The organism is Dactylosporangium salmoneum, from assembly GCF_039532525.1.
GTDB classification, from domain to species: domain Bacteria; phylum Actinomycetota; class Actinomycetes; order Mycobacteriales; family Micromonosporaceae; genus Dactylosporangium; species Dactylosporangium salmoneum.
In genome coordinates this window covers 52,514-67,830 of sequence record NZ_BAAARV010000056.1, presented here as the reverse complement: position 1 = coordinate 67,830, position 15,317 = coordinate 52,514, and the positions used below count along the sequence as shown (strand labels likewise).

Sequence of the window (15,317 nt, the reverse complement as noted above, 5' to 3'; positions counted from 1 at the left end):
TCAGATCCGGAAGCGGCCCGCCAGCTGCTGCAGCTCGCCGCTGAGGTGGGTCAGCTCGGCCACGGCGGTGTCGGCCTCCGCGAGGTTGGCGGTCGTCTCGTGGGCGGCCCGCGCGACCCCGGAGATGTTGGTGGCGATGTCGGTCGAGGACTGGGCGGTGTCGGCGACGCTGCGGCTCATCTCCTCCGTCGTCGCGCTCTGCTGCTCGACCGCGGCGGCGATGGTGAGCTGGTACTCGTTGATCCGGGTGATGATCGAGGAGATCCGGTTGATCGCCTCGATCGCCTCGGCGGTGTCCGTCTGGATCGCGCTGATCTGCTCGGAGATCTGCCCGGTCGCCCGGGCCGTCTCCTGGGCCAGGTCCTTGACCTCGCTGGCCACGACGGCGAAGCCCTTGCCGGCCGCGCCGGCCCGGGCCGCCTCGATGGTGGCGTTGAGGGCGAGCAGGTTGGTCTGGGTGGCGATCGCGGTGATGGTGGCGATGATGTTGCCGATCTCCGCCGACGACGCGCCGAGCTGCGACACGGTGTTGCTCGTGGCCGCGGCCACCTGTACCGCCTCGGCGGCGACGCTGACCGCCTCGGAGGCGTTGCGGGCGATCTCGCGGATCGAGGCGTCCATCTCGTCGGCGCCGGCCGCGGCGGCCTGGGTGTTGGACGAGACGTCGCCGGCGGACGACGCGACGAGGCCGGCCTGGCGGGCCGCCTCCGACGCGCTGCCGGCCAGCGAGCGGGTGACCCCGGTGAGCCGGTCGGAGCTCTGCCCGAGGGTGCGCGAGCCCGACGTCAGCGACGCGGCCATGGACAGCAGGCCCGTGCGGGCCTCGTTGACCGCGGCGGCCATCCGGCCGAGCTCGTCGCGGCCGCGGACCTCGGCCGGCCGGGTCAGGTCGCCGACGGCGACGGCGCCCAGGGCCGACGACACGCTGTGCAGCTGCCGACGGGTCAGCCGGGCGGCCCAGACGACGAGCACGACGGCGAGGAGGGCGCCGATGGCGTACGACACGATCATCGCGGTGCGGGCGTCGCGGAAGCGCTGGTCGACCTGCGCGGCGCGGATCTGCGCCTCGGACTGCTCCAGCCGCTGGACGTTCTCGACGGCCGCGAGCAGGGCGCTCTCGATCTGCTCCGCCTGCTGTTGCTGCGCCGCCGACGGCGTGGCCGACGCGTCGGCGCTCAGGAAGGCGGCGTCGCGCAGCTGCCGGTACTGGGCGATCGCCTGTTCGAGGGTGCCGGCCGCGGCGAGTCGCTGCGGCGAGTCGCTCGCGGCCGTGCGGTACGCCGCGAGCACGGCGTCGATCTGATTGTCGTTGGCCGTGATCGCGTCCCGGGCCGCCGTGACAGCCTGCTGACTCGGGTTCGGGGTGTACGCGGACAGGATGTAGACCAGCAGCGTCCGGTACATGGCGCCGACGTCGCCGCGCAGCTCGGCGAGCTGGGTGAGGCTGTCCACGTTGTGACTCTTGAGGTTGCGCACGTCGCTGCGCATCCCGATCATCGTGTTCAGCGACACGGTGCCGATGATGATCGCGACCAGCGTCACCACCCCGACGATGAGCGCGTTGCGCGCCGACAGGCTGCGGTCGGACAGCCATCCGGTCAGCCGGTCCCGCGGCACCGTCACCTGGATATCGGTGCTCTGCCCAGTCACGTTCCCACCCCAACCTCGCGCGTACTCCTCCGAGCCGATCGGCCGATCCGGCGTGGATCTGATCAAAATCGGACTTCGCGGCGGCGGGACGCCGGGATCGTGACCTTCTTCTGCTCGTACATCTTCGAGTCCGCGTGGGCGATCAGCGCGTCGGCGCCGAGGCCGCCCGGGCGGGTCCAGGCCACGCCGACGCTCGCCTTCGGATGCAGCGGCAGGCCGCCCACGTCCAGCGCGGCGGCCTCGACGGCGTCCGGCCGTCGCGGTGCAGGTGGCGCAGCCGGATGCGGCGGGCCTCGCCGTGCGGGGTGGCGAGCAGGTCCATCCAGGCGGCGATGGCCCGCTGCCGGTCGTCGGGGTGGACCAGGTCGATGGCGCGGCGGCCGGTCAGCTCCTGCGCGCTCCAGCCGAGCACCCGCTGGACCGCCGGGTCGGCGCCGATGATCACGGCGGCGTGGTCCTTGCGCACGGTGACCAGCCGGGGGCGGATCGCGTCGTGCTCGGCGACGGACTCCTCGTCGCGTCCGGGGACCGCGCGAGCGTCGCGTCCAGTAGCGCGTCCAGCTCCGACGGTTCGATCCTCGCTTCGGCCATGACCCGAGCATCGGCCGGGCCGGCCCGGACTCAAGCCCCGGGGCGGATCAGGCCGCTCTCGTACGCGAAGGCAACCGCCTGGACCCTGTCGCGCAACCCGAGCTTGGTGAGCATCCGCGACACGTAGGTCTTCACCGTCGCCTCGCCGAGGTAGAGCTCCGCGGCGATCTCGGCGTTGGACCGGCCGCGGGCGACCAGCCGCAGCACCTCGGCCTCCCGCTCGGTGAGGTCGGCCAGCCGGGCCGCGGCCCGCGGGTCGGCCAGCGCGGCGGACGCGTAGGACTCGATGACCCGCAGCGTCACCGCCGGGTCGAGCAGCGCCTGGCCGGCCGCGACCGTGCGCACGGCGTGCACGAGCTGCTCCGGCGGGGCGACCTTGAGCAGGAAGCCGCTCACCCCGGCCCGCAGCGCCTGGCGGACCGCCTCGTCCTCGTCGAACGTGGTCAGGATGATCACCCGGGCGGCCGAGGACGCCAGGATCTGCCGGGCCGCGGCGATGCCGTCGGTGCGCGGCATCCGCACGTCGAGCAGGACCACGTCGGGCTCGGTGCGGCGGACCTCGGCGACGGCCCGCTCGCCGTCGTCGGCCTCGCCCACGACCTCGATGTCGGGCTGGTGGTCCAGCAGCATCCGCAGCCCGGCCCGGATCATCGCCTCGTCGTCGACGACCAGGACCCGGATCATGGGGCCACCCTAGCGAGCGGGAAGACCGCCTCGACCGTGTAGCCGCCGGGCCGGGGTCCCGCCGCGAGCGTGCCGGAGCAGGCGGCCACCCGTTCCCGCATGCCGATCAGCCCGAATCCGCCGGGGGACTCTCCCGCCGTACCGGTGCCGGCATCGTTGTCGACCGTCAGGGCCACGCTGCCGGGGTCGCGGCGCACCCGCACCGTCGTCCGGGCGGGCCCGGCGTGGCGCAGGACGTTCGTGAGGGCCTCCTGCAGCACGCGGTACGCCGAGATGTCCTGCGCCCGCGGAATGCCCTCGAGGTCGCCGTCCACGCGCAGCTCGACCGGCAGCCCCGCGGCCCGGACCTCGGCCACCAGGTCCTCCGCCCGGGCCAGCGACGGCGGCGGCGCCGGCTCCCGCGCGGCCGCCTCCCGCAGCAGCCCGACCAGCCCGCGCAGCTCCTGCACCGACTCCCGGCCGAGCCGCTCGATGCCGGTCATCATCTCGGCCTGCGCCGTGCCCACCGGCAGGGTGCTGCGCACGGCCCCGATCTGCAGCACCATCACGCTGATCGAGTGCGCGACGGCGTCGTGCATGTCGCGGGCGATGCGCTGGCGCTCCTGCGCGACGGCGGCGTGCTCGCGGGCCTCCCGCTCGGCGTCCAGCGCGGTGTTGAGCCGGGCGAGCAGCTCGGCGCGGTCGCGCAGGTGCCGGGCCAGCCGTCCGACGCCCCACGCGCCCCAGGCCATCAGCCCGAAGAACAGGTTCTCCCAGGCCTGGCTGCCCAGCCCGGCCACGGTCGAGCCGGACGCCCGCCCGGCCACCCAGGTGCCGAGGCTGGCCAGCAGCTGCACGGCCAGCGGGGCGAGCAGGGACGTGCGGGCCCGAACGATCCGGTAGCCGGCCCAGCCGGGCGCGGCGAAGAACCCGAGCACCGCCGCGCCGGTCGGCCCGTGCAGCCCGCCGAGGACCGCGATCGGGAACGCGAGCCCCACCACCGCCGCGCCGGCGACCGGCCGCCAGGCGGCGAGCAGCATCCCGCCGGCCACGGCGGCCAGCGCCGCGGCGGGTGCGGCCGGTGCGGCGGAGAACTGCGCGTCGAGCAGGATCTCGGCGGCGCCGACCACGGCCAGGGTGGCCGCGGCACTGGCAGGGACGATGAGCGCGGCGCGGGGCATGGCGGCGATCGTAGAACGCCCCGGTAGCCGCCCGGGTCGCCCACGCGACGGACAGCGTGACCGGTCCGCGTCCGCCGCGCGGCGGACGGGAGTCGAGACGCGCGCGGGCAGTGCCGCGACCCTGTCCGGCCATAGCGTTCCTGGCATGACGAACACCAACTCCCCCGCCAAGCGGGTCATGTATATCGCCGCCGGCGTCGCCCTCGTCGCGGGCGCCGTGTCCTTCTTCGCCGGCCTCGCCACCTCGCCGCCGCAGGCGGACGACAGCAAGGCCACCTACCTTCGCTCGCTCGCCGAGGACCCGTTCACCACCCAGCTTTCCGCCCTGCTGCTGCACTACGGCAACCTGCTCATGGGTGCCGGCCTGTTGGCGGTGCCGCTGCTGGTCCGCGGCCGGCGGGGCGCGGTGCTGACCGCGGTCGGCGCGCTGCTGGGCGCGCTCGGGCTGATCGAGATGTCCGGCGCGCTGCTGTCCGACTGGTTCCACATGGAGCTGGGCCGTAACCTGCCGGTCGACCAGGCCGTGGCGATCTCCGACAAGGTGCTCGCCCACCCGGCGCAGCAGCTGGCGTTCACCCCGGGGCCGCTGGTCTCGCTCGCGCTGGTGCTCACCTTCGTCGGGCTGGCCCGGGCCGGGGTGGTCGGCTGGTGGACGGTGCCGGCCGTGGTGCTGGGGTACGTGGGGCTGCTCTTCATGCCGTACGACACCCCGATCCTGCCGGCCGTGGGCACCCTGCCGATGCTGGCCGCCGTCGCCTTCGCTGGGCGCCGGGTGCTCGGCCGGGCCTCGGTGCCGGCGCCCGACTACGCGGCGACCACCTTGGCGTCGTAGTCCTCGCGGGACTGCAGGATGTCGCCGATGTTGGACTCCGCCCAGCCCTTGAGCGCGGCCAGGATCGGCACGAGGGTGTGGCCCAGCGGGGTGAGCTCGTAGTCGACCCGCACCGGCACCGACGGGGTGACGGTGCGGGTCACGAGCCCGTCCCGCTCCAGCGTGCGCAGCGTCTGGGTGAGCATCTTCTGGCTCGCCCCGGCGATGCGGGTGCGCAGCTCGCCGTGGCGCCTGGGACCGTCGGCGAGCGCGTTGACCACCAGCCCGGCCCACTTGTCGCCGATGGTCGCGAACACCTGCCGGGTCGGGCAGGCGGCCATGAAGGCGTCGTAGAGGATGCGCTCCTCGCCCCGGCGCTGGTCGGCGGTCTTCGTCACGGGAGCCCCTCGGGTGCTATAGGCACTAAAAGGTACCTACTTTCCGACAGTACCCGACCCCGGCAGGCTTGGCGACGTCCGATCGCCTCGCCGGGCGACGAGCCCTTCGTCGCCGGCCTGGGCGCCAAGGAGGTCCTCCCCCGCGGCGCCCAGGCCGGCGGGGGCCTTCGACGCCGCCCTGGACGCCGCCTCCTACGGCGTGCTGCCCGCGGTCCGCGACGGCGGCGCCTACGTCGCCGTGACCGAGCCGAGCACCCCGGCCGCCGAGCGGGGGATCGCCGTGGGCCGGGTGGCCGTCGAGCCGTCCGCGGCCGGGCTGGCGGCGCTGCTGGCCGAGCTGGCCGCGGGACGCCTGGTGACCCGCATCGCGGCCCGCCTCCCCCTCGCCGAGGCGGCCGAGGCGCACCGCCGGCAGGACCGCGGCGGCCTGCGGGGGAAGCTGGTGCTCATTCCCTGACCGCTTCCCGACATTTCATCACTACCGGGGTATTCCCGATGAACCCTTACTTGATTTACAACGTTTTGCACGTCGAAGGTGAACTCCAGGCGGCCTGGCACTAATGTGAAACCCTGTCCGCCAGGGGCGGGCAGTGAGCGCATCCGGGCTCAGGGGGGTTACGTTGGCACTGGTGGCATCGCGCCCCGAATACGTCCACCTGAACGGCCGGAAACTCGCCGTCGAGATCGCCGGGGACAGCGACGGCTTCCCGATCATATTGATGCACGGCACTCCGGGCAGCCGCTGCGGGCCGAAGCCCCGGCCGATCGTGCTGTACCGAATGGGCGTGCAGCTGATCACCTACGACCGGCCCGGCTACGGCGACTCGGACCGGCACGAGGGCCGCTCGGTGGCCGACGCCGCCGTCGACGTGCACGCGATCGCCCGGCACCTGCGGCTGGAGCGGCTGGCCGTGGTCGGCCGCTCCGGCGGGGGCCCGCACGCGCTGGCCTGCGGGGCGTCGGACCTGCTCCGGGATCTGGTCACCCGGATCGCGGTACTGGTCACGCTCGCGCCGCCGGACGCGCCCGACCTCGACTGGCACGGCGGCATGAACGTGCAGAACCGCCGGGCGCACTCGGCCAGCGAGCAGATGCTCATCGCCCTGCTCACCGCCCGGGCCGAGCGGGCCCGGACCAACCCGCAGAGCATCCTCGACCAGCTGGAGCCGGAGCTCACCGGCACGGACCACACGGTCGTGCGCGACATCGTGCTGGGCAACCTGCTGCGGGAGAGCTACGCCGAGGCGGTGCGGACCAGCCCGCACGGCTGGATCGACGACGGCCTGGCCTTCCACAAGGACTGGGGCTTCGACCCGGCCTCGATCAAGGTGCCGGTGAAGATCTGGCACGGCGACCAGGACGGCTTCTCCCCCACGTCCCACTCGCGCTGGCTGGCCACGAGAATCCCCACCGCCGAGGCGCACATCGAGAAGGGCGTCGGCCATTTCACCGCGGTCGAGGTGCTGCCCGACATCCTGAGCTGGCTGACCGACCCGGTGCCGGTGCCGTGATCGGCACGCCCTGACCAGCGTCAATGCGAGGTAAGGTGACATGACGGCACGTAGTGCTTATGCTACTACGACGAAAGGCGCCGCCATCCAACCCGCAAACATCGAGTTCGGTGCGCGCCGCCTCCGGGGGGAGAGGACCGCATGACGAACGCCGCCCACACTTTCGCCGCCCTCGCCGAGATCGGCAACACCCCGATCGATCAGCTGACCCCTGCCCAGACCCGCCCGATCGCCGAGTCGCTGCTGGCCAAGCGCCGCCGGCGGCTGGACGTGAGCAAGTTCAACTCTGCCGGCGCCTAGCCACACCCAGATCCCGCCCCGCCGCGTGTCCGCGCCGGCCGCCGCCATCACCGAGTTCGTGCTCAAGGTGCACAGCCGGTGCGACCTGCGCTGCGACCACTGCTACGTCTACGTCCACCGGGACCAGACCTGGAAGGACCGGCCGCGGGCGATCAGCCCCGGCATCGCCCGCCTCGCCGCCCAGCGCATCGCCGAGCACGCCCGCGACCACGGCCTGCACCGGGTCCGCGTCATCCTGCACGGCGGCGAGCCGCTGCTGCTCGGCGCCGAGCGGCTGCGCGCGCTGCTGACCGACCTGCGCGCCACCGTGCGGCCGGCCGCCGAGATCGACCTCGTCCTGCAGTCCAACGGGATCCTGCTCGACGAGGAGCTGTGCCGGCTCTTCGTCGAGCACGGCGTCCGGGTCGGCATCTCGCTGGACGGCGACGCCGCCGCCAACGACCGGCACCGCCGGTTCCGCAACGGCGCCAGCAGCCACGCCGAGGTGCTGCGCGCGCTGGAGCTGCTGCGCCGGCCGGAGTTCCGGCCGGCCTACGGCGGGCTGCTGTGCACCATCGACCTGGCCAACGACCCGATCGCGGTCTACGAGGCGCTGCTGGCGCAGCGGCCGCCGCGCATCGACCTGCTGCTGCCCCACGCGACCTGGGACGACCCGCCGCCCCGGCCCGGCGGCGCGGCCGCGCCGTACGCGGCGTGGCTGCTGACCGTCTACCGGCGCTGGGTCGCCGACGGCCGGCCGGTGCCGATCCGGCTCTTCGACTCGCTGCGCTCGGCGGCCGTTGGCGGCCCCAGCCAGACCGAGGCGGTCGGGCTCGACGCGATCGGCCTGGCCACCATCGAGACCGACGGCGCCTGGGAGCAGGCCGACTCGCTCAAGACCGCCTTCCACGGCGCCGCGGCCACCGGCTTCCACGTGCGCACCCACTCCCTCGACGAGGTGGCCGCCCACCCGGATGTGGCCGCCCAGCGGCAGGGCGCGGCCGCGCTGAGCGCGACCTGCCGCGACTGCGAGGTGCTCGCCCAGTGCGGCGGCGGGCTGCGGGCGCACCGCTACCGCACCGGCGGCGGGTTCGACAATCCGTCCGTCTACTGCGCCGACCTGAAGGAGCTGATCCTGTCGATGCGCCGCGAACCGGGCACCGGCCGGCCCGAACCGATCGTGGCCCCCGAACCGGCGCTCGACGCGCTCCTCGACGACCTCGCCACCGGCGCCGGCTCGGCCGAGGCGGTGCGCACCCTGCTCGGCGCGCGCGCCGCGGCCGACCGCGCGCTGCTGGCCAGTGTCCTGGCCGAGGCCGACCTGCCCGAGCCGGCCGCCCGCGCCTGGGCGCTGCTGCGGCGGATCGACGCGACCGCGCCCGAGGCGGCCGTGCCGGTGTGGCGCCACCCCTGGCTGCGGGTGTGGGCGCTGCGCCACCTCGACGGCGATTCCGGGCACGACAACGACCTCGGTTACCTCTCGCAGCTCGCCGCCGCGGCCGCGGTGCGGGCCGGCGCCGCGGCCGAGCTGGCGCTGCCCGTCCGCGACGGCCGGGTCCACCTGCCCGGCCTCGGCATCGCGGTCCTCGCCACCACGGCGGAACTGGCCACCCTGACCGTCGAGGCGGGCCGCTGCACCGTCCGGGCGCCCGGCGCGGACCCGGTCGAGGTGCGCGACGGCGCCGGCCCGGGCTGGCGGCCGGTCCTGCGGGCCGGCCCCGAGGAGTGGCCGGTGCTGCTCGACGACCTCGACGAGCAGCGCGACTGCCACGAGTGGCCCACCGCCGGGCGGCTCGTCCCCTCCGCCGCGCTGGCCTGGGACGCCCGGCTGCGCGACGCGTGGGCGGTGCTGGGGCGGGAGGCGCCGCAGTACCGCCCGGCCCTGCGCTGGGGCGTGCGCACCGTCGCCCCGCTGGCCCCCGACCCCGGCGGCGCCCGGCGCAGCGCCACCCACCGCGACGCCTTCGCCGCCGTCGGGGTGGCCGCGACCGACGCCCCGGCGACCGCGATCCTGCTCGTCCACGAGCTGCAGCACGTCAAGCTGGGCGCGCTGCTGGACCTGTGCGACCTCGCCGATCCCGAGCACCTCGGCACGGTGCCCGTCGGCTGGCGGCCCGACCCGCGGCCGGTCGAGGCGGCCCTGCAGGGCATCTACGCGCACCTCGCCGTGGCCGACCTGTGGCGCCGCCGGCCCGGTGCGGCGGCCCGGGCGAGCTTCGAGGAGTACCGGCGCTGGGTTTTGCAGGCCATCGAGGCGGTGACCGCGACCGGGGCGCTGACCGTCGAGGGGCGGCGGTTCGTCGCCGGCATGCTGGCGGCGGCGGACGGCTGGGCCGCGGAAGGGCCGTGAAGATCACCCGGACGGTCAATGTATTCCAGGTCCGGATCGTGTTGGTCTGGACGGTACCGTCTCGTCCGCGACGAACAGGAGCGTCAGTGCCGCAGCCCGAGCCGAAGCCGGACGAAGATCCGGAGTCGGGTTCGGCCGAGGACCCCAGTGCCCCGCTGTTCTTCCTCAGCTACGCGCGGATGCGGCCGCTGAACCGGCCGGTCGAGTCGCTTCCCGACCCCAACCGCACCGTCCGGATGCTGTTCGGCCGGCTCTCGATGCACCTGAACAACCTGGTGTACCGCGAGACCGGCACCGACCCCGGCTTCATGGACGTCACCATGGCCGGCGGCGAGCGGTGGAGCCCGGTGCTCATGGAGGCGGTCGGCACCTGCCAGGTGTTCGTGGCCCTGCTGTCGCCGACCTACCTGCAGCGGCCCTGGTGCGCGCGCGAGTGGAACGCCTTCGCCGCCCGCACGGTGCGACCCCGCCCGGGCAACGCCCACACGACCTCGATCGTGCCCGTGCTGTGGACCTCGACGCGCTCCTACCGGGTGCCGGAGTCCATCCAGGCCATCCAGCTGTTCGTGCCCGAACGGCTGCACCGGCCGCGGCTGACCCAGCGCTACCTGGAGGACGGGCTGTACGGGCTGCTGCTGGGCGCCAACCAGGACGAGATCGAGCTGGTCATCTTCCGGCTGGCCCAGCGCATCGCCGAGCTGCACTTCGCCAACCACGTCGAGCCGGGCATCGTGACCGACCCCGAGACGCTGCCGAACACGATCAAGTAGGGACAGGAGGGACCGTGCCGACCGACGAGGGGATGTACTTCTTCCTCAGCTACGCCCACCCGTCCCCGCTGCGCGGCTTCGAGATGCAGCCCGACGCCGAGGTGCTGAAGTTCTTCACCGACCTCTCCCGCCGGCTGCGGGCGGTGGCCGCCCTGCGCGAGGGGCAGCGGGTCGGGTTCCTCGACGCCGAGCTCGACCCGGGCGCCGACTGGGACCGGGCCCGCGGGCGGGCGCTGAGCGTCGCGCAGGTGTTCGTGCCGCTGTACTCGCCGACGTACTTCAACAGCCCCGGCACCCTGAGCGAGCTGCGCTGGTTCCGCGACCGGCTCGCGGTCCTGCCGCCCGAGGAGGCCCGGCCGCACGTCCTGCCCGTGCTGTGGGATCCGCTGCCGCCGCGGCCGGACAGCCCGCCGCGCACCGAGGACGCCCTCGCCATCGCGCCCGACTCGGCCGCCTACCGCGAGGACGGCATGCGCGTGCTGTCGGTCTTCCCGATGTACGAGAAGGAGTACGACGACGTCCTCGGCCGCATCGCGGCGGCGATCAACCGCGTCGCGCACGGCCACCGGCTGCCCCCGTCGCCGGCCCCGCCGCCCACGCCGGAGCCGATCCCGCCCGACGTCGCCCAGTTCGTGGTCGTGGTGGCCGCGCCGACCCGCGACGCGCCGCCGCCCGGGCGGGAGGAGGCCGGGTACGGGCGGGACGCCGCGCACTGGCAGCCCTTCGGCGCCGAAGGCCCGCTGCCCGCCGCGGACTACGCCGCCAGCATCGCGGAGCAGCTGCGCCTGGCCACCTACGTGACCGACCTCGACGGGGTGAACGACCTGCTCGACACCCGCCCGGCGATCGTGCTGATCGATCCGTGGATCCTCGCCGCCGGCCAGGGTGAGCGGGCGCTGGGCGGCGCGCTGCGGCGGCTGCCCGGCTGGGCGATCCCGGTCATCATCACCGACGAACTCGGCAGGAACGACGCGCGGGCCGTCGCCCTGGCCGAGCGCGTCGAGGCTATGCTTCAGGCAATGGATCGGCCCCGGCCGAAGCGGCTGCACGGCCTGCAGGAGTTCCGGTCGGGCGTGCGGGACTTGATCAGCGAGGCCCGCCGACGCTACTTCAAGGACGCCCCCGGCATTCCCTCCGGCCGGACCCCGTCGCCCCGGCTGCGCCTGATGGCCGAGGACCGGCCGCCGGAACCGACCTTCTGAGCCCCGCCCGATGCTCCTGAGCACCGCCCGTTCGTCAGGACCGAGCAGATGAGAGCGCGCCGATGACCGAAGACCGCAACGGCCAGGTGATCACGTTCTACTCGTTCAAGGGTGGGACCGGCCGGACCATGGCGCTGGCCAACGTCGCCTGGATCCTCGCCGAGCAGGGCAAGCACGTGCTGGTCGCCGACTGGGACCTGGAGTCGCCGGGCCTGCACCGGTTCTTCAGCCCGTTCATCGGCGCCGCCGAGGTACAGCAGCAGCGCGGGGTCATCAACATGATCCGCGAGTTCGAGAACGCGGCCATCAACCCGCCCGGCACGCCCCGCGAGCCCGGCTGGGAGGCGCACTACGCCAGCACGCAGCGCTTCGCGTTCCCGATCACCTACCCGTTCGCCGCCGGCGGAAGCATCAGCTTCCTCACCGCCGGCATGCAGAACCACGACTACAAGGCGGGCGTGACCGGCCTGGACTGGGACACGTTCTACAACCGGCTCGGCGGCCAGGAGTTCCTCGACGCGCTGCGGGCCGACATGAAGCGCCGCTACGACTACACGTTCATCGACAGCCGCACGGGCCTGAGTGACGTCGCCGACATCTGCACCATCCACCTGCCGGACGTCCTTGTCGACTGCTTCACCCTCAGCGAGCAGGGCATCGACGGCGCCGCCGACGTCGCCCGCAGCGTCGGGCAGAAGTACAAGCAGCGCGGCATCCGGGTGCTGCCGGTGCCGATGCGGGTCGACCCGGCCGAGAAGGACAAGGCCGACGCCGGGCGCCAGCACGCGATGTCCAAGATGGAGGGACTGCCGGCCGGGCTCAACCCGGCCGAGCGGAGCCGGTACTGGCTGGACGTCGAGGTGCCCTACCTCGCCTACTACGCCTACGAGGAGACGCTGGCCACCTTCGGCGACGAGCAGGGCGCCAAGAACTCGCTGCTGACGGCGTACGAGAAGATCGCCGCCGCGGTCACCGAGGGCGAGGTGACCGAGATGCCGCGCATCGACCCGGGGGTGCGCAGCATGTGGCGCGACCGGTTCCTGCGCAAGCGCGTCCCGCTCACCACCGAGGTGGTGGTCTACTACGCCCCGAAGGACCATCTCTGGTACGAGTGGGTCGAGCGGCTCTTCGGCGCGATCAGCGTCACCGTCGTGGACGGCACGCGGATCGACAGGACGGCGCAGACCGGCCGACCGCTGGCCATCGTCTCGGCCTCCTACCTCGCGGCCGGCCTGCCCCGGCCGATGGGGTCGCTCGCGGTCTTCGTCGACGACTCGACGCCGCAGCCCGAGTTCCGCTCCGCCGTCTACCTCAAGGGCATGGGGCCGGCCGAGGCGGCCCGGCGGGTCATCGCCATGATCGGCGGGCCGGCCGACATCGACACGGCGCCGGGCGCCCGCTACCCCGGCGAGGCCCCGGCCATCCAGCAGGCGCCGATCCGCAACCACCTCTTCACCGGCCGCGACGAGACCCTGCGCGCGGTGCGCTCGGCGCTGACCGGCCCCAGCTCCGGCCCGCCGGCGCTGGTGGCGCTGCACGGCTCCCCCGGCATCGGCAAGACCCAGGTGGCGCTGGAGTACGTGCACCGCTTCGGCGCCGCCTACGACCTCATCTGGTGGATCGGCGCCGAGCCGCGGATCCTCATCGACACCGCCGTCACCGACCTCGGCGACCTGCTGGAGCTGCCCCGCCCCGCCAACGTGACCCTGGGCACCCGGGCCGTCCGCGAGGCCCTGCGCCGCGGCGTGCCCTATGGCCGCTGGCTGCTCGTGTTCGACAACGTCGGGCAGTACGGCGACATCGAGCGATTCCTGCCGGGCGGCCACGGCCACGTCCTGGTGACCACCCGCGACAAGAACCTGACCGACGCGGCCACGGCCATCGAGGTCGACACGTTCGCCCGGATCGAGAGCGTCCAGCACCTGCGCCAGCGGGTGCCCGACATCTCGGCCCCGGACGCCAACGACCTCGCCAACGCCCTCGGCGACCTCCCGATCGCGATCGCCACCGGCGGCGCGGCGCTGGCCGAGCGCGGGACGCCGGTGGCGGAGTACCTCGAACAGCTCGCCGCCGGCGAGACCGAGATCCCCGTCCAGGCCGTGTACGACCTGTCGCTGGACGAGCTGCAGCAGAACGATCCGGTCGCCTACCGGCTGATGGAGGTCCTGTCGGTCCTCGCCCCGGACATCTCGCTCGACCTCATCCACCACAACGCGATGGTCGACCTGCTCCGCGCGAGCGACCCCTCCCGGCGCCGCCCCAGCGCGACCCGGACCGTGCAGAAGCTCAGCCGCCTGGCCCTGCTCAAGCTCGACCACGCCACCGGGCGCATCCAGGTCCACCGCATGCTCCAGGCCGCGATGCGCCAGCGCATGGGGGCCGAGCACCGGGAGGCGGCCCAGCGGGCGGTGCTCGCGGTGCTCACCGCGGCCAAGCCCGAGAAGGACGTCGACGACCGCGACGCCTGGGACGGCTACCGCGCGCTGTGGCCGCACCTGGAGATCGGGTACGAGCAGGCCGAGGTCGCCGCCGGGACCCGGTCGCTGTTCCTCATGGCCGTCGCCTCCGACCAGCCGGCCGTGCTCGAGCTGCTGGTCGACCGCATCCGCTACGTGTGGGTGCGCGGCCCGGCCGACCAGTGCGACCGCCTCGCCACCCGGATCGAGAACGCGTGGCGGCAGCGCCTGGCGACGGTCAAGGACCCGGTGCTGCGCGACACCCTGCGCGTGTCGCTGCTGCGGGCCCAGTTCAACCACGCCAACGCGCTGCGCCAACTGGGCCGCTTCCAGGAGGCGTTCGACCTGGACACCGCCACCCACGCCGAGCAGAGCGAGCTGCTCGGGGAGACGCACCTCGACACCCTCATGACGGCCGGCGGCCTCGGCGGCGACCTGCGCGCGCTCGGCCGCTACGACGAGGCCCTCAAGCGCGACCGGGCCACCCACGCGACGCTGTCGATGGAGTACGGCGACACCTACCGCCGCACCCTGGCCGCGCTGAACAACCTCGCCACGTCGCTGCGCCTGGCCGGCTACTACGCCGAGGCCCGCGCGCAGGACGAGTTCGCGCTGCAGCGGCGGGAGGCGATCCTGGGCCGGCGCGCCTACTACACCCTGTGGTCGCAGGCCCAGCTCGGCCGCGACCTGCGCGAGCTGGGCGACTACGAGCGCTCGATCGCCATGCTCACCGACGCCTTCAACGGCTACAGCGAGGACCCCGGCCCGGACGCCGCCCCGACCCTCTCGACGCACGCCCACCTCGCCGTGTCGCTGCGCAGTCAGGGCAAGGCCGAGCTGGCCCAGACGAAGCTCGACGACTGCTACACGGCGCTGCTGCAGTACGGCGCCGACTACCCCGACACGCTCGCCTGCCAGCTGAGCCGCGCCACGAACCTGCTCTCCGTGGGCCGGCTGACCGAGGCGAAGAACGAGACGATCCGGGTCCTCGACGCTTACCGCCGCAACCTGACCGCGGCGCATCCCCACACCCTCGTGTGCGAGAACAACCTCTCCGCCATCGAGCGGGCCCTCGGCAACGTCCCGGCGGCCCTGGCGATGGCCGAGCGGGCCGTCGAGGGGCTCGCCCTGGCGCTGCGCCCGGACCACCCGGTCCTGCTCGCCGCGCAGGCCAACCAGGCCGTGTACCTCTTCGAGGCGGAGCGCGCCGACGAGGCCCGGCCGCTGGCCGACGAGGTGGCCGCGACGCTCCTCGGGGTGCTCGGGGACAAGCACCCCGACGCGCTGCGGGCGCTGGCCAACGCCCGGCTCATGCGCAGCGAGCGGGGCACCGCCGACCCCGAGGTGCTCGCCGACCTGACCGTCGCGCTGGGCCCGGAGCACCCGGCCGTCCGGGCGTTGCAGGAGGGCCGGCTGCTGCACCGCGTGCTGGACCCGGGCCCGTTCTAGGCGGTC

The 15,317-nt window shown here is 74.0% G+C and carries 12 protein-coding genes and 1 pseudogene; 8 read left to right on the top strand and 5 right to left on the bottom strand.

Going from position 1 to position 15,317, the window contains the following annotated elements; translation table 11 throughout:
• The 4 genes from ABD352_RS29895 to ABD352_RS29880 all read right to left on the bottom strand — a co-directional run bounded on the left by ABD352_RS29895 (position 1) and on the right by ABD352_RS29880 (position 4,085).
• Complete coding sequence (locus ABD352_RS29895) at positions 1-1,650, bottom strand: methyl-accepting chemotaxis protein (RefSeq protein WP_344615849.1); 1,650 nt, start codon at positions 1,648-1,650, stop codon at positions 1-3.
• A gap of 142 nt (positions 1,651-1,792) precedes the next feature.
• Positions 1,793-2,116 (bottom strand): PAS domain-containing protein, encoded by a 324-nt coding sequence (locus tag ABD352_RS29890; RefSeq protein WP_344615848.1) that lies wholly within the window; start codon positions 2,114-2,116, stop codon positions 1,793-1,795.
• Between the two features lie 155 nt (positions 2,117-2,271).
• A complete protein-coding gene (locus ABD352_RS29885; protein ID WP_344615847.1) occupies positions 2,272-2,925 on the bottom strand; it encodes a response regulator in 654 nt (217 codons plus the stop codon).
• Positions 2,922-4,085, bottom strand: coding sequence for a sensor histidine kinase (locus ABD352_RS29880; RefSeq protein WP_344615846.1), 1,164 nt, complete (start codon positions 4,083-4,085; stop codon positions 2,922-2,924). The genes ABD352_RS29885 and ABD352_RS29880 overlap by 4 nt, the downstream gene beginning before the upstream one ends.
• Before the next feature lie 145 nt (positions 4,086-4,230).
• Between ABD352_RS29880 and ABD352_RS29875 the strand changes: the two genes are divergently transcribed.
• Positions 4,231-4,917 carry a hypothetical protein gene (locus ABD352_RS29875; RefSeq protein WP_344615845.1) on the top strand — a complete coding sequence of 229 codons (687 nt, stop codon included), beginning with the start codon at positions 4,231-4,233 and terminating at the stop codon, positions 4,915-4,917.
• Here ABD352_RS29875 and ABD352_RS29870 read toward each other — a convergent pair.
• On the bottom strand, positions 4,890-5,237 hold the full coding sequence (locus ABD352_RS29870) for a winged helix-turn-helix transcriptional regulator (RefSeq protein WP_344615871.1): 348 nt from the start codon (positions 5,235-5,237) through the stop codon (positions 4,890-4,892). The genes ABD352_RS29875 and ABD352_RS29870 overlap by 28 nt on opposite strands.
• A gap of 229 nt (positions 5,238-5,466) precedes the next feature.
• On the opposite strand from ABD352_RS29870, the pseudogene ABD352_RS29865 reads away from it, so the two are divergent.
• The 7 genes and pseudogenes from ABD352_RS29865 to fxsT all read left to right on the top strand — a co-directional run.
• Positions 5,467-5,751, top strand: a pseudogene (locus ABD352_RS29865) (zinc-binding dehydrogenase); the annotation flags it as partial.
• A gap of 172 nt (positions 5,752-5,923) precedes the next feature.
• Complete coding sequence (locus ABD352_RS29860) at positions 5,924-6,805, top strand: alpha/beta fold hydrolase (protein WP_344615844.1); 882 nt, start codon at positions 5,924-5,926, stop codon at positions 6,803-6,805.
• 141 nt (positions 6,806-6,946) lie between these two features.
• Positions 6,947-7,105 (top strand): hypothetical protein, encoded by a 159-nt coding sequence (locus tag ABD352_RS29855; protein WP_344615843.1) that lies wholly within the window; start codon positions 6,947-6,949, stop codon positions 7,103-7,105.
• A 25-nt stretch (positions 7,106-7,130) separates the two neighbouring features.
• Positions 7,131-9,434: an FxsB family cyclophane-forming radical SAM/SPASM peptide maturase gene (locus ABD352_RS29850; protein WP_344615842.1), complete on the top strand. Its 2,304-nt coding sequence runs from the start codon at positions 7,131-7,133 to the stop codon at positions 9,432-9,434.
• A gap of 86 nt (positions 9,435-9,520) precedes the next feature.
• The gene (locus ABD352_RS29845; protein WP_344615841.1) at positions 9,521-10,204 is read left to right on the top strand and encodes a TIR-like protein FxsC; all 684 of its coding nucleotides are present in this window, start codon (positions 9,521-9,523) and stop codon (positions 10,202-10,204) included.
• 14 nt (positions 10,205-10,218) lie between these two features.
• Entirely contained in the window at positions 10,219-11,406 is a 1,188-nt protein-coding gene (locus ABD352_RS29840; RefSeq protein ID WP_344615840.1) for a TIR-like protein FxsC, read from the top strand.
• Between the two features lie 62 nt (positions 11,407-11,468).
• Positions 11,469-15,311, top strand: a complete 3,843-nt coding sequence (gene fxsT, locus ABD352_RS29835; protein WP_344615839.1) for an FxSxx-COOH system tetratricopeptide repeat protein — start codon at positions 11,469-11,471, stop codon at positions 15,309-15,311.
• Positions 15,312-15,317: the final 6 nt, after the last annotated feature.